This is a genomic window from Cetobacterium sp. NK01 (assembly GCF_024506395.1).
Classification (GTDB): domain Bacteria; phylum Fusobacteriota; class Fusobacteriia; order Fusobacteriales; family Fusobacteriaceae; genus Cetobacterium_A; species Cetobacterium_A somerae_A.
Genome location: NZ_JANIBO010000002.1, coordinates 391,530 through 407,744, shown reverse-complemented (window position 1 = coordinate 407,744; position 16,215 = coordinate 391,530). Strand labels below are relative to the sequence as shown.

The following is a 16,215-nucleotide window of genomic DNA, read 5'->3' as shown; positions in this document are numbered from 1 at the left end:
ATAAAAAATCAATCTCTTTATTAATTGAAGAAATTAAGTAAATAGCACCTTCTTGTTTTCTCGTAATATCCCCTTATAGTAAATTTATATCTATTATAATAAACTATTTTAGAGAAAAATAAAAGGTTGAACTCTTCACAATTATCTTTTCTAACTATTTTTTTTATTAAAAAGAATTAAGATACATACTAGGTGGATTAAAAAATATAAGTGGAGGGAAATTATGAAAAAAAATTTGTTTTTTTTTTAGTGCATTTTTTATAGTGGCAACATTAACCCAAGGAAAAGAGAAAATTATTTATCCGAAACTAGAAGTATAAGAAATAATAATTTAGATAACTCATTAGATCCAAGCATAGCTCAAGATGAATGGAATAGAGGAGCAAATAACTATTCTAGATTACAGACAACTTTTGGAGTTCAAGGCAACTAAAAACACTCTTTTAGAAGGAAGAATAAGATTTAATTATTCTCATAATGAATGGCTTACATCTAGAGTAGAGTATTATAATCAAGAAAATGATGATCAAGAATTAGAGTATCAAATAAGGATGAATATTTATAAAAATAAGGGATCTTTTTTAGAAAATTTGGTTTTAGCACCTAAATATTATCATTTATTTCCAAGTTCAAATGGAGGTAATTATATAAATGCTATTGGTGCGGATTTAGAATATACAGGAAATCTACCTTTGGAAATAACTTGGGATGGTTAGATTATTATTTTTATAATCGAGATATCATTACAGGACCTAGTGTAGAAGATAGAGAAGATAAAGAGTTAGTTATAGAATGGGAACTTTATTTGCGTAGACATTTTGAGTTATATACAACGAATAACTATATATTAAATTTAGATTTTGAGGGAGGGTATGACCCATATGTATTTAGACAATATGATAGATATGGATATGATGAAAGTAAAAAAATATACTCAATGAAAAAATCTAAAGATACATATGAATTATATGGACAAATTGCTGTATCAGCTGATTATAGAATAACAGATAACTTTGTAACAACTGCTGGAATAGGAGCAGAATATAGAAATTGGGATAAGGTGAATCAAAATTCAGCATCTAATTGGAGATGGCAACGATTGCAATGAAAACAACATTTAAAAAGTTTATAATATTAAAATCTTTATTCTAAGATTTTAATTCTTATAAAAAGTGCTAATTTGAAAGGAGCTTAACTTAGTGTTAAGCTCCTTTTGAATTATTAAACTTTTAAGTTGATAATACATAATAGCTAAGGCTTCTCTCATAAAAAGGCTAATTTTACTTTTAAATGGTGTGTGAGCATAAATAGGAGTTATATTTAAATTTAACGAATTAGCAAAAAATTTAACACGATACATGTGGAAATCATTGCTTATAACTCCAACTTTTTTATTGGTAAAAGGAATTAATTTTTGAGAAAATTTTAAATTTTCTAATGTAGTTTTAGATCTATTTTCTTGTATAATATGTTTTTTAGGAATTCCAAAAGAAGTTAAATAATTTTTCATAGCTTCACTTTCAGATATAATTTCGTCTTTTCCTTGTCCACCAGATACTATAAAAATAGTATTTGGGTATTTTTTATAATATTCTATAGCTTTATCTAGCCTGTATTTTAAAACCTTTTTTGGTTTATCTCCCTTTAAACCAGCTCCTAAAATTATAATATAATCACTTTTAATCTCTGGTGTAGATTTATTTTGAAATATATCAAACAATATACTTCCTAATGAAAGTATAAAAAAACTTACAATAAAAAAAGAGATTACTTCAATCAAAATTGTAATTTTTTTATTAATTTTAGACCTAAAAAAATAATATAAAACTCCTCCAAAATATAAGATTGAAATAATATTAATAAAAAATGAGGATGGAAAAATTTTTTTATAAAAAATAATTAAAGTTAAAACCATTAAATTGAAAATAATTTTATAAATCATAGATAAACTCCTTTTAATTTAAAGTAAAATTTAATATATTTTATCACTATTTTTTTATTTTTTACAACATAAGTGGACAAAATAAAAATGATATTGACTTTTAGAATATTATAAGCTAATAACTAAAATAAAAGGAGAAATCAATTGGTGCATATTTTAATTATTATATTAACTCTAATTTATTCTTTTAATATAAAATCAACATTACTAACAATATTGTCAACCTTATTTATATTAATGACTTTTATAGCTATAAAAAAGTTTAAAAATTTAGGAAAAGTTTTAGAAATAATTACAATAGGAGCTAAAAAATCGTATTTATTGGTTATTATATTCGCCTTATTAGGAGCTCTTTCAGCTAGTTGGTTTATATCAGGAACAATACCAGCACTAATTTATTACGGAATAAAGATAATAAACCCAAAATACTTCTATATATGTTCTTTTATAATAACATCGGTATTTTCGTTTTTGATAGGAAGTTCATTTGGAACAGTTGGAACAATTGGAATAGTAATGATATCTTTGGCAAAAGGAATGGATATAAATACTTCAATAGTCGCAGGAACTATAATATCTGGAGCTTATTTTGGAGATAGAGGTTCTCCAATGTCTTCAAGTGCAAATTTTGTTTCTATTTTAACAGAAACAAATTTGTATAATAATGTAAAAAGAATGTTTAAAAGTTCTATAATACCATATATATTAAGTTTTTTATTATATTTTTATAATGGTAAAAATATAGAAATAAAGGTAATAGAAAGTAATATTTTAAATCTTTTAAATCAAGAATTTAATTTAAATCTAATAGTTTTAATACCATTGGTTTATCTTATTGTAATGTGTATATTAAAGAAAAATATAAGATATACAATGGTAATGAGCATAATTTTAAGTTTAATTATTGCTGCAATACTACAAAGTTATAATAAAGAAGAGTATTTAAATTTCTTAATTTCTGGATTTAGATTACCTTTGGAAAATGAATTATATGATATTATTAGAGGAGGAGGAGTATTGTCTATGGCAACAGCAATGATTATGGCATTACTATCTTGTAGTCTGGTTAATATAATTGAGAGCCTAGGCTTTTTAAAATGGTTATCTGAAAAAATAGGAATTTTAAAAAAAGAGTGGAAAATATATTTATATACAATACTAGTGGCAATTTTTACAGCAGGAATAAGTTCAAGTCAATCAACTTCAATACTGCTAACATCACAAATAATGAAGAAAACTTATGAAAGAAGTAATTATTCAAAAGAGAAATTAGCTATAGATATAGAAAATAGTAGCGTAATATTAAGTCCATTGATTCCATGGAATATTGGAATAACAGTTCCAGCTTTAATGTTAAATACTCAAGTTGGAGAAATTTTACCATATTCGTATTATTTATTTCTACTTCCTCTAATAGTAATGACTTTAAAAATAAAAAAACTGAGATATTTCTCAGTTTAATTAAAACTTTGTAAAAAAGCTATCAAAATAGGGATTGTAACTAAACTAAAAACAGTAGATAAGAAAGAGCAACTAGAAGTTATGAGAGGCTCTTTATTATATTTTAAAGAATAAGCTATAACAACAGAGGCCGTTGGTGTTGCCATCATTATCGTAATAACACCTAAGCTAATAGTAGAGAGTTGGAGAATACCGAAATGATTAACTCCAAAAATAATAGCTAAAGTTAAAAGTGGAATAAAAATTGTTTTTATAAAAGAAAATTGCCATGCTATTGAATTTTTTAAAGAATCTTTAATAGACAATTCAGAAAGTTTTAATCCAGCAGCTAACCAAGCTAATGGTGAACATAAGCCAGCAAGAAAAGCTAATGGTTTATATATCCAAAAAGCAGTTTTATCAATTCTTAAAAAAGCATAATTTTGGCCACTTATGTTTACTTGAGGAAGATACTCTTGAAATATCCAAATAAAAAGACCAGTAAATGTAGCCAAAATAACAGGATTTAAAAACATAGATTTTATATTTTTTTTATCCATTTTAATACTAGACATTTTAATAAAACCATAAGAATAAAGAAGAACTCTATATGGAATAGAAAAAATAGATGAGTAAATAACTCCTAAATCACTATAAAGTGCTTGTGCAATGGGAATACCAAAGACGGTTACTCCACCAAAAATAGACATTATTTTTAGTGTTAGCTGTTTATCCAAATCTAAGTTTTTGTAAAAAATATTACCAATTCCCATTAAAAATAAGTGGATTAAAAAACTCCAAATTAAAATATTCATACCGTTAATAAAGGTGCTTTTATCGAAATCTTTCATAAAGGCGTTGAAAGATAAAGCCGGAATAGATATAGATAGAATAATCTCTCCTAGAGGCACAGAAAAAGAACTGCTTAGTTTGTTAGTTTTACCTAAATAAAAACCTAAAATCATAATAGATATTGAAGATGACATAACACCAATAATGTTTTTATCAGATAATACAGAAATAATAGTATTAGTTGTATTCATTGATTACACTCCTAGAAAATTATTCAATAATAAGGTTATCGACTTTCATATTAAGAAAATCAATTAAATCGTAAGGATTAATTTTTATTTGTAAACCTCTTTGTCCAGCACTTATAAAAATAAAATCTTTTTGTAGACAACTTTCATGAATTAAAGAAAGATGTCTTTTTTTTATTCCAATAGGAGAGCATCCTCCTCTTATATAACCTGTTTTTTCTTTTAATTTATTTAACTCTAACATTTCAACTTTTTTAGAATGAACTATAGAAGCAACTTTTTTCAAATTAAGTTCGTCACTTCCTGGAATACAGGCAATAAAAAGTTCATCTTTATCATTTGTTAATGCAAGGGTTTTAAAAACTTTGGTTATATCAGCTCCAGTTTTAGATGCAACACTTATAGCACCTAGATAATTTTCATCAACGTCATATTCAACAATATCATATTTTATATTGGCTTTATCTAGTTCTCTCATTGCATTAGTTTTTTTAATAGCCATTTTATATCCCCCTTTCCACGAGATTATAATTTAAATATTGTCCATTAATGCTGTAAAAATACATTATAAAACTAATTTAATTAAGTAAATACAAAGTATTAGATATTATATACAGTATAAGTGGCCAAAATTGTAATTTAATATTTTGCCGTTAGTGCTGTGAAAACTAAATATCAAATTATATTATGAATAATTATATCATAGATAAATAAGTAAAATAAGCAAAAAATATACAAAAGTTGCTTTTTGTTGTAAAACGCTTTATAATATCTTATAAATATTTAAGGAGTGATATATATAATGAAAAAGGGAATACTATCATTGCTATTTCTATTTTCTTCTCTAAGTTATGCAAGTTGGTGGGGAGGATTAGATGGAGGAACAAGAGCAGCTATAGTAACTGGATCTGCTTTACTTCTTGGATCGCAATACAATCAAAGTGAATATAGACATCAACAAGATTTAAGAAGATTAGATACTCAGATACGTAGAGGATATGAAAGACAAGCTGTAATAGAAAATGCAAATCGAAAATATGGAAATATGGGATTGCCGTCAAATTACTATGAGGCTCCAAGGTATAATAATAACCAAGGTTATAATAATAGAAGACCTGGAGCTAGAGTAATATATTCAGACCAAAGAAGTCAAATTTTAGAAATGGCAGATGGAACAAGAATAATTGTAAATCAATAAAAAATAATAAAAAAGGAGAGGTTAAATCTCTCCTTTTTTATTAAGAAAACATATTGACAAATACTGTTATAATAGATGCATTGACAAAATCTATAAAAAGTGATCCTACAAGAGGAAGAGCAAAGAATGCTGTAGGTGAAGGACCATTAGCAGCTGTAAATGACTCCATATTAGCCATTGCATTAGGAGTCGCCCCCATTCCAAATCCACAATGTCCAACTGCCATAACAGCAGCATCGTAGTCTTTTCCCATCACTCTAAAAGTAACAAAATATGCATATAATGCCATAACTATTTTTTGAGCTAAAAGAATAGCCACAAGAGGAACAGCAAGAGCAGCTAGTTCCCAAAGTCTCATAGACATAAGTGCCATAGCAAGGAATAGTTGTAATGCAATATTTCCAACAACATTAATAGCATTTAATGGAATTTCCATTTTAGTTCCATCTGCTATGTTTCTTATAATAGCAGCTACAATCATAGGACCAATATATATAGGAAGAACTATACCTAAATTTTTAGCTAGAGGAGTTATAAAACCTCCAATTCCCATAGCTAAAACAATATAAACAATACCTTTAAATAAAAGATCTTCATTTAAAAGAAGTTTTGTTTCAGAAGGGTTTTCATTACCATCCAAGAACATCTCAACCTCTCTAGGAGAATTTAAATTATGTTTAGCCATAAGTCTCTTACCAACAGGACCTCCTATTAAGCAACCAGCAACTAATCCAAAAGTCGCAGATGCAATAGCGACAGACATAGCTCCAGTAGCTCCAGCAGCTTCAAGAACAGGTCCAAAAGCACCAGATGTTCCATGACCACCTGTAAGAGGAACAGATCCAGCAGCAATTCCAATTAATGGATTTAAACTAAAAACTTTTGCTAATGAAACTCCAACAACATTTTGAATAATAACAAGAATTACAGCAACTAATAGAAAGGTAAAAACTTGAACGCCACCTTTTTTTAGCATTTTTAAACTAGCTAAAAAACCAATTGTAGTGAAAAAAGCAACCATTAAAAGATTTTTTAAAGAGCCATCAAAATCAAACACAAAAAGTTGCATATTATAACCAATTAGAGAAATAATAGAAAAGATAACTCCTCCTATAACTGGAGCAGGTATAAAGAATTTTTCAAAAAAATAAACTTTATTTTTAATCCATCTTCCAATTAATAGTAAACAAACTGCTATAGCTAAAGTTTCTGCCATATTAAATGTGTGTGTAAACATACTTACCTCCTGTAAAAATGATTAATTTACTTACTTTTATAATATTAATTGTACACATAGTATATAAATTATACAAATATAAAAAAAATATACAGTATATTCATACTGTATATCAATCATTTATTATATGTATAAACCATTTATTTTATATATAAATCTTTAATGAAGTCTCAACACAAGAGTATTTTCATTTATAATTTCTCGATTTTCTAAAAGTTTTATTTTTTTAGAAAAAATAGGACCATCGTAAACGAAAGTATGATATTCTCCATTTTCTCCACAAACATCAGAACCAGTTTTTTTTATATCATTTAAAAGATCATGAGTCAAAGTTTTTCCTAAAAAATTAGAATCCATATTTTGTAAATTAACTTTTTTAATAATAGCTTTATATCCTAAATCAATAAATTGTTTAACTAATAATTCTCTTTCATTCTGCCAAAGTGGAAAAATAGCTTTAATCCCAACATTTTTACATCTATTTTCTCCCCATTGTTTGTGATGGTCGATATCAATATCTCCAAAAACACATGCCTCAGCTCCTAAATTTTTCATATTTTTTAAAGCTGCCTCAAATGTTTTTTCATAATTTTCTCCATCACACTCTACTAAAAGTAGAGGAATATTTGTAGCTGATGAAACTTGTTTTAAAAGATCAGAAGATATATCATGAAACCAAGAGTCACCTTTATTTTTATTAATTGTTGTCATAAGAGCAATTGGTTCATACCCTTGTGAAATTGCTTTATGTAAAGATAACATACTATCTTTTCCTCCGCTGAAAGAAATGACAACTTTTATTCCCATACCAAGCCTCCAAAAATATTTTATCCGTTATGTAATTATTATAGAAAAATAATTTAATAAAAACAAGTTAAATTTATTTAAAAAATATAATATCACTATGTTTATGACCATATCTTTTAAAATAAGCTTTTCCAAAAGAGCAAACTGGAATAATTTTTAGATCATTTAATTTAGCAAATTCAATCAAGGCTTCAGTTAAAGTTGTAGCTAAATTTTGGTTACGGTACTCCTCTTCAACCCAGGTAGAATTGAGCTTAATTGTTTTTTCTTCACGATTAATAGAGTATAAAAGCTCTCCTATTTCTAAATCCTTGTTATTAAGTATATAAAATTTTAGATTACTTTCATCATGTAAAGTTTTCATATTAAACCTCCTTAAAATAAATCTTAAAACATTTTTACTATAAAAATCTTGATATCTTTTAAAATAAAAGGAAAAAATAAGAAAAGTAGTAGAAAAATAAAAAGATAATAAGGAGATATAATGGATTTAGTAAATGATAATTTAAATATGTGTATAAAGAAAATTGCGATTCCATCGAGTATAGGATTTTTATTCAATACATTATTTAATGTAACGGATACATATTTTACAGGATTTATAAGTGTAAAAGCTTTAGCTGGGTTATCTTTATCTTTTCCTGTTTTTTTTATTTTAATCTCTTTGGGTTCAGGTATGGGAATGGGATTAAATGCATTAATATCTAATTCTATTGGTGAAAAAGATAGAGAGAAAGGAATAGAACTTGCAGAAGATGGACTTTTTTTAGGCATTTTAATAGGTATTTTTATAACTATAATAGGACTTAGGTATAATAAAGAACTTTTTTTATTAATGGGAGCAGGTGAAGAAGAGTTATTATTAGGAATGAGATATACAAAATGGATATTTATAGGTGCAATATTTTTTTGCATTAATTCAATATTTAACGGAATATTAGTAGCTCAAGGGAACACTGTAGTATACAGAAATTTTCTAATAATAGGATTTATAGCTAATATAATTTTAGATCCATTTTTTATTTTTGTTTTAAATACAACTACAGACGGAGTAGCAATAGCAACAATTTTAATTCAGATGGTAGGAAATATATACCTATATTTTAAAGTAAAAAAATCACCACTGATTGAAGGAAAGAACTATAAAATAAAAATTCCAAGTTTTACAAATATAAAAGCAATCTTAAATCAAGGATTACCAGCTAGTTTTAATATGATGACTATCGCTATCGGTGTTTTTGTTATAAATCATTATATTCAAAAAGTTGGAGGTAGTTCAGCAATTGCTTCTTACGGAATTTCTACTCGTATAGAACAACTGATTTTATTACCAGCTATTGGACTAAATAGTGCTGCTCTAAGTATAACTGGTCAAAGTCTTGGGGCAAAAAATTTTGAAAGAATAAAATTAGTTTTTTTTAAAACGATGTTATATGGAATAATCATTATGAGTATAGGGATGATTAGTATAAATTTTTTGGTGCCGTATTTATTTGGATTATTTACAAAAGATTCTGAAGTTATAAATTATGGAGTGAGTTATTTTTCGATCGAGAGACTTACTTTTAATTCATATATTCTTATAAATATATCTGATGCAGTTTTAAGAGGATTAAAATACCCTAAGTTTTCTGTATTAATTGGAATTTATCGTCAATTTTTAATGCCAGTTATTTGTTTTCCTAAATTAGTAGAAATTTATCAAGATATTAGTGGAATTTGGATAGGAATCTTATTGATAAATTGGAGTGCTGGTTTTTTCTTTTTAGTATACCTTGGTATTATATACAAAAAGTTAAAAGAAAAAAGGAATAATTAATATATTAGCGTAAATAACAAACATATGAACCTGTATAAACTAGAGTTGAGGAGGTAAAAAAATGGCATACAAAAAATCATTTTCAGAGGTAGAAAACAAGTATTGGGGAGATTATAAAGCTAGAATGTCTAAAGCTCAAGGTGTGGAAGATGTAAAAAAAATTTTTTCGATGGTTGTAGCAGATATGGTAAAAGAAATTGAGCCGAAATTAAACCCTACTTATGGTGAGTTTGATGGAGATTTTGAAATAGACGTTAAAGGTGAAAAGCATTATAAAGTTTCTTCTAAAATAAAAACAGATCCAATTTATATAGAATTAGTTGAAATTTCAGATTTACCTGCAATACTAGATAAATATTCAGAAATGGCTGTAAATAAATGTATACATTTAGCGAGAAAAGAGCCAGAAGAAAATGGTAAAAAAATAATTCCTTAAAATAAAAACCTCTCCAAATAAGGAGAGGTTTTTATTTTTTTATTAAAGAGATACTTCGCCTTTATCATCCCAACACTCTATACCATTAGGGTTAGAAAGAACATTTTTAGTAAAAACCGGATTTCTTTTTGCTTTTCTCTCTTTTAAATAATGATGAATACATTCAATAGCAGGGACTCTAAGCTTTGTGATAGCATAAATATTAAAAAGAGCCATAAATGCCATAAATAAGTCAGCCATTGCCCAAACAGATGGAGCATCTTTAATAGATCCCCAGAAAACCATTGCAAGAGCAATTACTTTGAATGGGTTTTCAAGCCATTTTTTTTCTGTATAAGCAATATTAACGATTCCATAAAAATAATTTCCAATAACTGATGAAAAAGCGAATAGGAAAATACAAGCCATTAAGAAAATTCTTCCGAAAACCCCAAGTTCATGTATCATAGCAGTTTGAGTTAGTTCAATACCTTTGTGAGTCGTGTTTCCTAAAACTCCAGAAAAAAGAATGATAAAAGCAGTTGCAGAACAAATAGCTAATGTTGTAACATATACTCCCAAAGTTTGAACCAATCCTTGTTTAAAAGGGTGATCAGTGGAAGCACTTGCACCAGCATTTGGAGTAGATCCCATACCAGCTTCATTAGAAAATAATCCTCTTTTAATTCCTTCCATAACAATAACCCCAAGAGCTCCACCACCAGCAGCAGCAGGATCAAAAGCATTTGTCATAATTAAAGAAAATACTCCAGGAAGGGCAGCTATATTTTTTAAAACTATAAAAATAGCTACAACTAAATAAAATACACCCATAATAGGAACAATAATTTCTGAAACTTTTGCAATTCTATGAGCTCCTCCTAAGATTATAATAGCAGTTAAAATAGTTAAGATAATAGCTCCATAAAGTTGATTTATTCCATATGCATGTTGAAAAGCAACAGTAATTGTATTAGCTTGAACAGCATTAAATATAAAACCATAAGTTATTGTAATAAGAATTGAGAATGCAACACCAAGGTATTTTTTATTCATTCCTAGTTCCATATAGTAAGCTGGACCACCAACAAAGATTCCATCCTCTTTTTTCTTATAAATTTGAGCTAGTGTGTTTTCAACTAAGCTTAAACTACCAGCAACTAAGGCTAAAATCCACATCCAAAATATAGATCCAGGACCACCAACAGATATAGCAAGAGCAACTCCCGCTAAACTACCAGTTCCAACTTTAGAACCAGCACTTATACAGAATGCTTGGAAAGGTGAAACCCCTTTTCCATTTCCTTTTTCTAACATAACCTTGAACATTTCTTTAATTTCAGTTATATTTGCAAACTTTAGTTTAAAAGTAAAATATAATCCTGAAATAATAAGAACTGCGATTAAAATATAAGACCATAAAATGTTGTTAAGTGTGTTGATAATGTTCATTGTTCCTCCTATATAACATATAATAAATTGTGTGTGTGTTTAAAAAATTCTACATTTTAATTCGTTGCATAGATCTTCTAAAAGGCATACTCCAGCTATAGGATTTCCTTTTTGATCTAAAGCAGGTGAATAAATACCAATTCCCATTTTGTGTGGTACAACAGAAACAATACCTCCACCAACTCCACTTTTTGAAGGTAATCCAACTCTAACGGCAAATTCACCTGAATTATCATACATCCCACATGTAACCATAAGTGTTTTTACAATTCGACTAACTCTATTAGAAACAATTTGTTCTCCATTACTAGTTTGCCCCTCATTGGCCAAAAATAGACCAAGTTTTGCAATAGTTTTAGCAGTTACATCAATTGAACATTGTTTAAAATAAACTTCTAAAGCTTCTTCAACATTTCCTGTTATGATTCCTTCTGATTTTAGGTAATATCCCATAGCTCTATTTTTATTTCCTGTTTCTGATTCACTTAAATAAACCTTAGGATTTAATTCAAGAGAAGGGTCTTCTGTTATTTTTTTAAAAAATTCAAGAAGTCTATTGAATTTATCTCTTGCGTCATCTCCTTTAATCATTGATGATACAACTATAGCTCCAGCATTTATCATAGGATTATAAGGCTTTCTTCTACTAGAAGTCTCTAATTTTCTAATAGAGTTAAAAGGATCACCACTAGGATCCATTCCAACCTTGGAAAAGACATATTCTTCACCATTATCCAAAATAGCCAACATAAGAGCAACTACTTTAGAGATACTTTGTACTGTAAATTTATTATTATAATCTCCTGCAAAATATTCATTACCTTCGTTATCTAAAATATAGATACCAAGGTTTCTAGGATTTGTTTTTTCTAGCTCTGGAATATAGCTTGCCACTTTTCCTAGTTCAGTTGTTTTTCGATGCTTTTCAACTAATTCTTTTAATAATTCTTGCATTTTTTACCTCCTAAAAGTACTATTAGTAAACTTTGTATATATTTATAATACTTTTTATATACAACTAAAGTAAAATATATTGTTTCAATGTGAAATTAATTTCTGATTTTTTAATTATATAAATTTTAATATTATTAAAAAAAACCTTTTAAAATAAAGACTTATAAAGATATTTGTAATAAAATTAAAAAATGAATTTGTTCAAAAATATGTGAAAATAATATTAAAAAAACAGAAAAAATAAATATAGAAAAAATAAATATAATATATTCATAAAATGAATTTAATTTCTCAAAAAATATAAAAAGGGTAGTGTGCTGCACTACCCATGAAAATATTAGATATTAACCAAAGAAAATATCGCAATACTTTGAAATACTATATCATATACAAGAGCTAGGGCCGGAATGTGATTTCCTATTTTAGGAGCTAAAGAAATCTCTACTCTTTTAGGCATAATTCCTAAGGTTGAGTTTGCTTTTTTAGATACAGCAGATCCTAAGCCAAATTGTATACTTTGAGTTTCAGGAATCAAAGAGAAGGATATATTAGAAAAAATACTTTTAAATTTATTCATATCTGTATTTTGTGGTAGAGTTATCTCAAGAGAACTACCTAAAGCATCTTTAGTCATAATCATCTTTTGTATAGCTACTCTTATATAAGCTTCATTTTTATCTCCATGAAAAATTCCTCCAATTTCAAGAGGTGTCACAGTAGGAAGCTGAGATAAAAGTTTTTTACACAAAGCTCCAACTAAAATCATAGCAGAAGATAAATCTCCAAAAGTATATAAAAAGACAATATTATCTCCAGTAGTTTTTTCTTCTACAATTCCAGAAATGATATCTATTTCTTCGTTCGGATTAGGAGAATACCCTTCCATAGTTCTTCTGGCTAAATCTTTTCCAAAATCTAAAGCAGTAATATCTATATTTTTAGGAAAATTAATAACTGTTAATTTTATACCATTTTCTATATTTTCAAAATTTATTTTAATTTTTTCACCAAAAATCATAAAAACCTCCAAGATTAAATTTAATTTACTCTATATTATATAATAAACTTTATTTAATCTCTAGATAAAAAGAGATTAATTTTTTAAAAGATATTTTTTTAAAGAAAGATTAAGCAATTCTTTTTGACATTGCTCCCAAGTTCCAACAATAATAAAACCATTAGATTCAACTCTCCAAAAATGATTAGAAACTCTTTTAAATCTCATTAAAACTCCTCCTTGGTTTATTCTACATAAATGTATAACAAAAAAATAAAAAAATTTAAATCTATTATGATAGAATTATACTTTAATGTAGAAAAAAAATCAAATATTTTTTTACATTTTTGTAGAAAAATAGTATAATAAAATAAAAATAGGAAGGGAGGAAAATGTGAAAACAAAGTTTGGTAGTTATTTAGAAAAGTTAATGATCAAAAATAATTATACTTTAGAGTATATAGCAAAACAAACAGAATCTTCTCTATCTGTAGTAGGGCACTATCGTAAAGGGATTAGAATTCCAAAAGATGATTTTGTAGAAAGATTTATAGAAAAATTTATAAAAACAGATAAAGAAGCAGATGAAATAAGATATATAGTTGCTTATGATAGAACTCCTGATTTGATTAAGCGAAAACTTGATGCAAATTTAAATACAAATGATCAGAAAAAAGCTGAAATAATAAAGTTACCTGTTTTAGGAAAGGCAGCAGCTGGACTAGGTCATGTAAATTTTGAAGATAATACAAGGATGGAAGTATTAGCATCTATTCCAGCAACAGAGGTTCCAAGGGATGCTTTTATGGTTGAAGTTACAGGAGATTCAATGTTTCCAACACTATCTGATGGTGATTTAGTAATAATTAATCCACTAAAAAAACATATGCAAAATATTGATGGGAAAGTTTGTGTTTTAAGTTATCATGATCAGACATATATAAAAAGAGTAAAAATTAATAAAAATGAAATAAGACTTATATCAGATAATAGTGATAAAAAACAATATTCTGACATAGTTATTATAGGAGAAGAGCTAGAATATTTAAAGTGTCATGGTTCAGTAATAGAAAGTAGAAGAAAACATTGAAAATACCAAATATAATTTGGTATTTTTTTATAGAAAAAATTTTCATATTAATATATAATTATAAATATAATTATATATTAATGAAATTATTATATATTTAATTAATGATAAAATAAACATATATATTTATGGGGGGAAATATGAATTCTAATTTAAAGGAGTTCTTAATAGCTTTGTCAGAAATAAATACTATTGAAATTGAAGTTGTTAATACAGATAGAGTACGAGTATTTTCAAGTGGAGTTTATAAAGAGCGAATAGGAGAAATTTCAGATGAATGTTTATATGAAAAAGTAATAAGTGGGAAAAAAACTATTTTGATAGAAAGTCCAAAAAATAATAAAGAGTGTAAAACTTGTTTTAATAATCGTTGTTTAAAAAAAATTATACTAGCCACACCGCTTATATATAAAGAACAAGTATTAGGAGCTATATCAATTTTTAGTTTTTCTTTTTCTAAAAGAGATGAGATTTTAGAAAAAATAACTCTATATACAGATATTTTAGAAAAGATTTCTAGACAAATAACAGACAGTTTTTTTATAGAAAATTATTCAGAGTTATATCATGAAATTTTTTTAAAAATGAAAAAAGCGGTTTTTATATTAAATGAAAATGGACAAGTTATTGATTATAACAGAAGTGCAAATTCATATTTTAGTATGTTTAAAGAACTTAGGGGCAAAAAAGTAATAATAAATTTTAAAGAAGACAATAATTATGTGCTATCTATTGGAAATGTTTCGCTAGAAGTTAAAGCAGAAATAAAATCTTTTGAAAATAAAAGAAGTTTTATTATTTTTAAAAAATCAAATAAATTTGTTTTTGAAGATAATTTTGATCAGCTGCTGATAGGAAAATCTAAAGCTATATTAGAACTAAATCGGAAAATAAAAATGGTTTCAAATTCAAAAATTCCAGTTATGATAAAAGGTGAAGTAGGTTCGGATGAGGAAATTATAGGGAAATTAATACATAATCTTTCAGAAAGAAGAAATAAAAAATATGTTTCAATAAATTGTAGAGATGAAGATGAAGAACATTTAGAGGAAAAAATTTTTGGAAATGATTTTAATAAAAATTTAAAAATTGGACTTTTAGAAAATTTAGATGGTGGAACATTATTTATAGAGGAAATTGAATGTATGCCAATTCATATACAAAAAAAATTACTTTACTATTTAAGAACATCTATGATTATACCAGAAAATAGTGAGAAACAGATTATATCAGATGTGAGAATCATAGTTTCAACAAGAATTGACTTATTGGAAAAAGTAAGACAAAATAAATTTATAGAAAATTTATTTTATGCAATTGATTCTGTAAAGATAGAGATGCCTGGGTTAAAATATAGAAAAGATGATATGGATGAAATTGTAGAGTATCTAATAGAAAAACATTCTAAGATTCAAAATAAAAAAATAGATGGAATAAATGAAAAAGCTAAAAAACTTTTAATAGAAAGTGAGTGGAAAGGAAATTGGAAAGAGTTAGATAATGCTTTAAAAGTTATAGTGGAATTAACACCAGATGATAATGAAATTGGCATTGAAAATATTCCTGAAAGAATAAAAGAGTTACATATAACAAAAGATATGAAATTTAGAAAAATAAGAAAAATAGCTGAAGTTGAAAAAGAAGAGATTATAGCTGCTTTATCACAATTTGGTACTGATACTGATGCTAAACAAATTGTAGCGAAAAAATTAGGAATTGGAGTAGCAACTTTATATAGAAAGATAGAAAAATATCAAATTGATAAAAAAAGTTTAATTTAAATTGAAAATACCCATAAAATGGGAATTTTAAAAAAAATAAAAA

General features: G+C 26.5%; 18 protein-coding genes. 8 read left to right on the top strand and 10 right to left on the bottom strand.

Annotated elements, in window-relative coordinates; translation table 11 throughout:
- The first annotated feature begins 365 nt into the window (after positions 1 to 365).
- A complete protein-coding gene (locus tag NON08_RS11170) occupies positions 366 to 716 on the top strand; it encodes a hypothetical protein (protein WP_256691667.1) in 351 nt (116 codons plus the stop codon).
- A complete protein-coding gene (locus NON08_RS11165) occupies positions 704 to 1,108 on the top strand; it encodes a hypothetical protein (protein WP_256691665.1) in 405 nt (134 codons plus the stop codon). Before NON08_RS11170 ends, NON08_RS11165 begins: the two co-directional genes overlap by 13 nt.
- Positions 1,109 to 1,156: 48 nt before the next feature.
- Here the strand turns inward: NON08_RS11165 and NON08_RS11160 are convergent, their stop codons facing one another.
- Positions 1,157 to 1,942, bottom strand: coding sequence for a YdcF family protein (locus NON08_RS11160; RefSeq protein ID WP_256691664.1), 786 nt, complete (start codon positions 1,940 to 1,942; stop codon positions 1,157 to 1,159).
- A gap of 147 nt (positions 1,943 to 2,089) precedes the next feature.
- Here NON08_RS11160 and NON08_RS11155 point away from each other — a divergent pair, with 147 nt between their 5' ends.
- Entirely contained in the window at positions 2,090 to 3,403 is a 1,314-nt protein-coding gene (locus tag NON08_RS11155; RefSeq protein WP_256691859.1) for a Na+/H+ antiporter NhaC family protein, read from the top strand.
- Here the strand turns inward: NON08_RS11155 and NON08_RS11150 are convergent.
- On the bottom strand, positions 3,400 to 4,425 hold the full coding sequence (locus NON08_RS11150; RefSeq protein ID WP_256691663.1) for an AEC family transporter: 1,026 nt from the start codon (positions 4,423 to 4,425) through the stop codon (positions 3,400 to 3,402). The two genes, NON08_RS11155 and NON08_RS11150, sit on opposite strands and share 4 nt — an antisense overlap.
- A gap of 19 nt (positions 4,426 to 4,444) precedes the next feature.
- Positions 4,445 to 4,918 carry a Cys-tRNA(Pro) deacylase gene (ybaK, locus tag NON08_RS11145; RefSeq protein WP_256691858.1) on the bottom strand — a complete coding sequence of 158 codons (474 nt, stop codon included), beginning with the start codon at positions 4,916 to 4,918 and terminating at the stop codon, positions 4,445 to 4,447.
- 306 nt (positions 4,919 to 5,224) lie between these two features.
- On the opposite strand from ybaK, the gene NON08_RS11140 reads away from it, so the two are divergent.
- Positions 5,225 to 5,620 carry a hypothetical protein gene (locus NON08_RS11140; RefSeq protein WP_256691662.1) on the top strand — a complete coding sequence of 132 codons (396 nt, stop codon included), beginning with the start codon at positions 5,225 to 5,227 and terminating at the stop codon, positions 5,618 to 5,620.
- A 40-nt stretch (positions 5,621 to 5,660) separates the two neighbouring features.
- On the opposite strand, the gene gltS is transcribed toward NON08_RS11140, so the two are convergent.
- The 3 genes from gltS to NON08_RS11125 form a co-directional block, all read right to left on the bottom strand.
- Entirely contained in the window at positions 5,661 to 6,857 is a 1,197-nt protein-coding gene (gene gltS, locus NON08_RS11135; RefSeq protein ID WP_256691661.1) for a sodium/glutamate symporter, read from the bottom strand.
- Between the two features lie 159 nt (positions 6,858 to 7,016).
- Positions 7,017 to 7,664: a diphthine--ammonia ligase gene (locus NON08_RS11130; RefSeq protein ID WP_256691659.1), complete on the bottom strand. Its 648-nt coding sequence runs from the start codon at positions 7,662 to 7,664 to the stop codon at positions 7,017 to 7,019.
- A gap of 73 nt (positions 7,665 to 7,737) precedes the next feature.
- Complete coding sequence (locus NON08_RS11125) at positions 7,738 to 8,028, bottom strand: GNAT family N-acetyltransferase (protein ID WP_256691657.1); 291 nt, start codon at positions 8,026 to 8,028, stop codon at positions 7,738 to 7,740.
- 120 nt (positions 8,029 to 8,148) lie between these two features.
- On the opposite strand from NON08_RS11125, the gene NON08_RS11120 reads away from it, so the two are divergent.
- Positions 8,149 to 9,483, top strand: coding sequence for an MATE family efflux transporter (locus NON08_RS11120; protein WP_256691655.1), 1,335 nt, complete (start codon positions 8,149 to 8,151; stop codon positions 9,481 to 9,483).
- 61 nt (positions 9,484 to 9,544) lie between these two features.
- A complete protein-coding gene (locus tag NON08_RS11115) occupies positions 9,545 to 9,919 on the top strand; it encodes a hypothetical protein (RefSeq protein ID WP_256691654.1) in 375 nt (124 codons plus the stop codon).
- A gap of 42 nt (positions 9,920 to 9,961) precedes the next feature.
- On the opposite strand, the gene NON08_RS11110 is transcribed toward NON08_RS11115, so the two are convergent.
- From NON08_RS11110 to NON08_RS11095, 4 genes are all read right to left on the bottom strand, one after another.
- The gene (locus NON08_RS11110; protein WP_256691653.1) at positions 9,962 to 11,350 is read right to left on the bottom strand and encodes an alanine/glycine:cation symporter family protein; all 1,389 of its coding nucleotides are present in this window, start codon (positions 11,348 to 11,350) and stop codon (positions 9,962 to 9,964) included.
- Between the two features lie 39 nt (positions 11,351 to 11,389).
- Positions 11,390 to 12,304 carry a glutaminase A gene (gene glsA / locus NON08_RS11105; protein WP_256691652.1) on the bottom strand — a complete coding sequence of 305 codons (915 nt, stop codon included), beginning with the start codon at positions 12,302 to 12,304 and terminating at the stop codon, positions 11,390 to 11,392.
- 337 nt (positions 12,305 to 12,641) lie between these two features.
- Positions 12,642 to 13,322, bottom strand: a complete 681-nt coding sequence (locus NON08_RS11100) for a hypothetical protein (RefSeq protein ID WP_256691650.1) — start codon at positions 13,320 to 13,322, stop codon at positions 12,642 to 12,644.
- 75 nt (positions 13,323 to 13,397) lie between these two features.
- Positions 13,398 to 13,529, bottom strand: coding sequence for a hypothetical protein (locus NON08_RS11095; protein WP_256691649.1), 132 nt, complete (start codon positions 13,527 to 13,529; stop codon positions 13,398 to 13,400).
- 166 nt (positions 13,530 to 13,695) lie between these two features.
- Here NON08_RS11095 and NON08_RS11090 point away from each other — a divergent pair, with 166 nt between their 5' ends.
- Both NON08_RS11090 and NON08_RS11085 read left to right on the top strand, forming a co-directional pair.
- The gene (locus NON08_RS11090; RefSeq protein WP_256691648.1) at positions 13,696 to 14,391 is read left to right on the top strand and encodes a helix-turn-helix transcriptional regulator; all 696 of its coding nucleotides are present in this window, start codon (positions 13,696 to 13,698) and stop codon (positions 14,389 to 14,391) included.
- A 140-nt stretch (positions 14,392 to 14,531) separates the two neighbouring features.
- On the top strand, positions 14,532 to 16,172 hold the full coding sequence (locus NON08_RS11085; RefSeq protein WP_256691647.1) for a sigma 54-interacting transcriptional regulator: 1,641 nt from the start codon (positions 14,532 to 14,534) through the stop codon (positions 16,170 to 16,172).
- Positions 16,173 to 16,215 lie beyond the last annotated feature (43 nt).

What these genes read in the sequence shown, in the direction of transcription:
- NON08_RS11140 (WP_256691662.1), top strand. Translation starts at nt 5,225, where the DNA reads ATGAAAAAGGGAATACTATCATTGCTATTTCTATTTTCTTCTCTAAGT.
- NON08_RS11115 (WP_256691654.1), top strand. Translation starts at nt 9,545, where the DNA reads ATGGCATACAAAAAATCATTTTCAGAGGTAGAAAACAAGTATTGGGGA.
- NON08_RS11160 (WP_256691664.1), bottom strand. Translation starts at nt 1,942, where the DNA reads ATGATTTATAAAATTATTTTCAATTTAATGGTTTTAACTTTAATTATT.
- NON08_RS11085 (WP_256691647.1), top strand. Translation starts at nt 14,532, where the DNA reads ATGAATTCTAATTTAAAGGAGTTCTTAATAGCTTTGTCAGAAATAAAT.
- glsA (WP_256691652.1), bottom strand. Translation starts at nt 12,304, where the DNA reads ATGCAAGAATTATTAAAAGAATTAGTTGAAAAGCATCGAAAAACAACT.
- NON08_RS11125 (WP_256691657.1), bottom strand. Translation starts at nt 8,028, where the DNA reads ATGAAAACTTTACATGATGAAAGTAATCTAAAATTTTATATACTTAAT.
- NON08_RS11150 (WP_256691663.1), bottom strand. Translation starts at nt 4,425, where the DNA reads ATGAATACAACTAATACTATTATTTCTGTATTATCTGATAAAAACATT.
- NON08_RS11095 (WP_256691649.1), bottom strand. Translation starts at nt 13,529, where the DNA reads ATGAGATTTAAAAGAGTTTCTAATCATTTTTGGAGAGTTGAATCTAAT.
- NON08_RS11100 (WP_256691650.1), bottom strand. Translation starts at nt 13,322, where the DNA reads ATGATTTTTGGTGAAAAAATTAAAATAAATTTTGAAAATATAGAAAAT.
- gltS (WP_256691661.1), bottom strand. Translation starts at nt 6,857, where the DNA reads ATGTTTACACACACATTTAATATGGCAGAAACTTTAGCTATAGCAGTT.
- NON08_RS11120 (WP_256691655.1), top strand. Translation starts at nt 8,149, where the DNA reads ATGGATTTAGTAAATGATAATTTAAATATGTGTATAAAGAAAATTGCG.
- NON08_RS11130 (WP_256691659.1), bottom strand. Translation starts at nt 7,664, where the DNA reads ATGGGAATAAAAGTTGTCATTTCTTTCAGCGGAGGAAAAGATAGTATG.
- NON08_RS11170 (WP_256691667.1), top strand. Translation starts at nt 366, where the DNA reads ATGAATGGAATAGAGGAGCAAATAACTATTCTAGATTACAGACAACTT.
- NON08_RS11110 (WP_256691653.1), bottom strand. Translation starts at nt 11,350, where the DNA reads ATGAACATTATCAACACACTTAACAACATTTTATGGTCTTATATTTTA.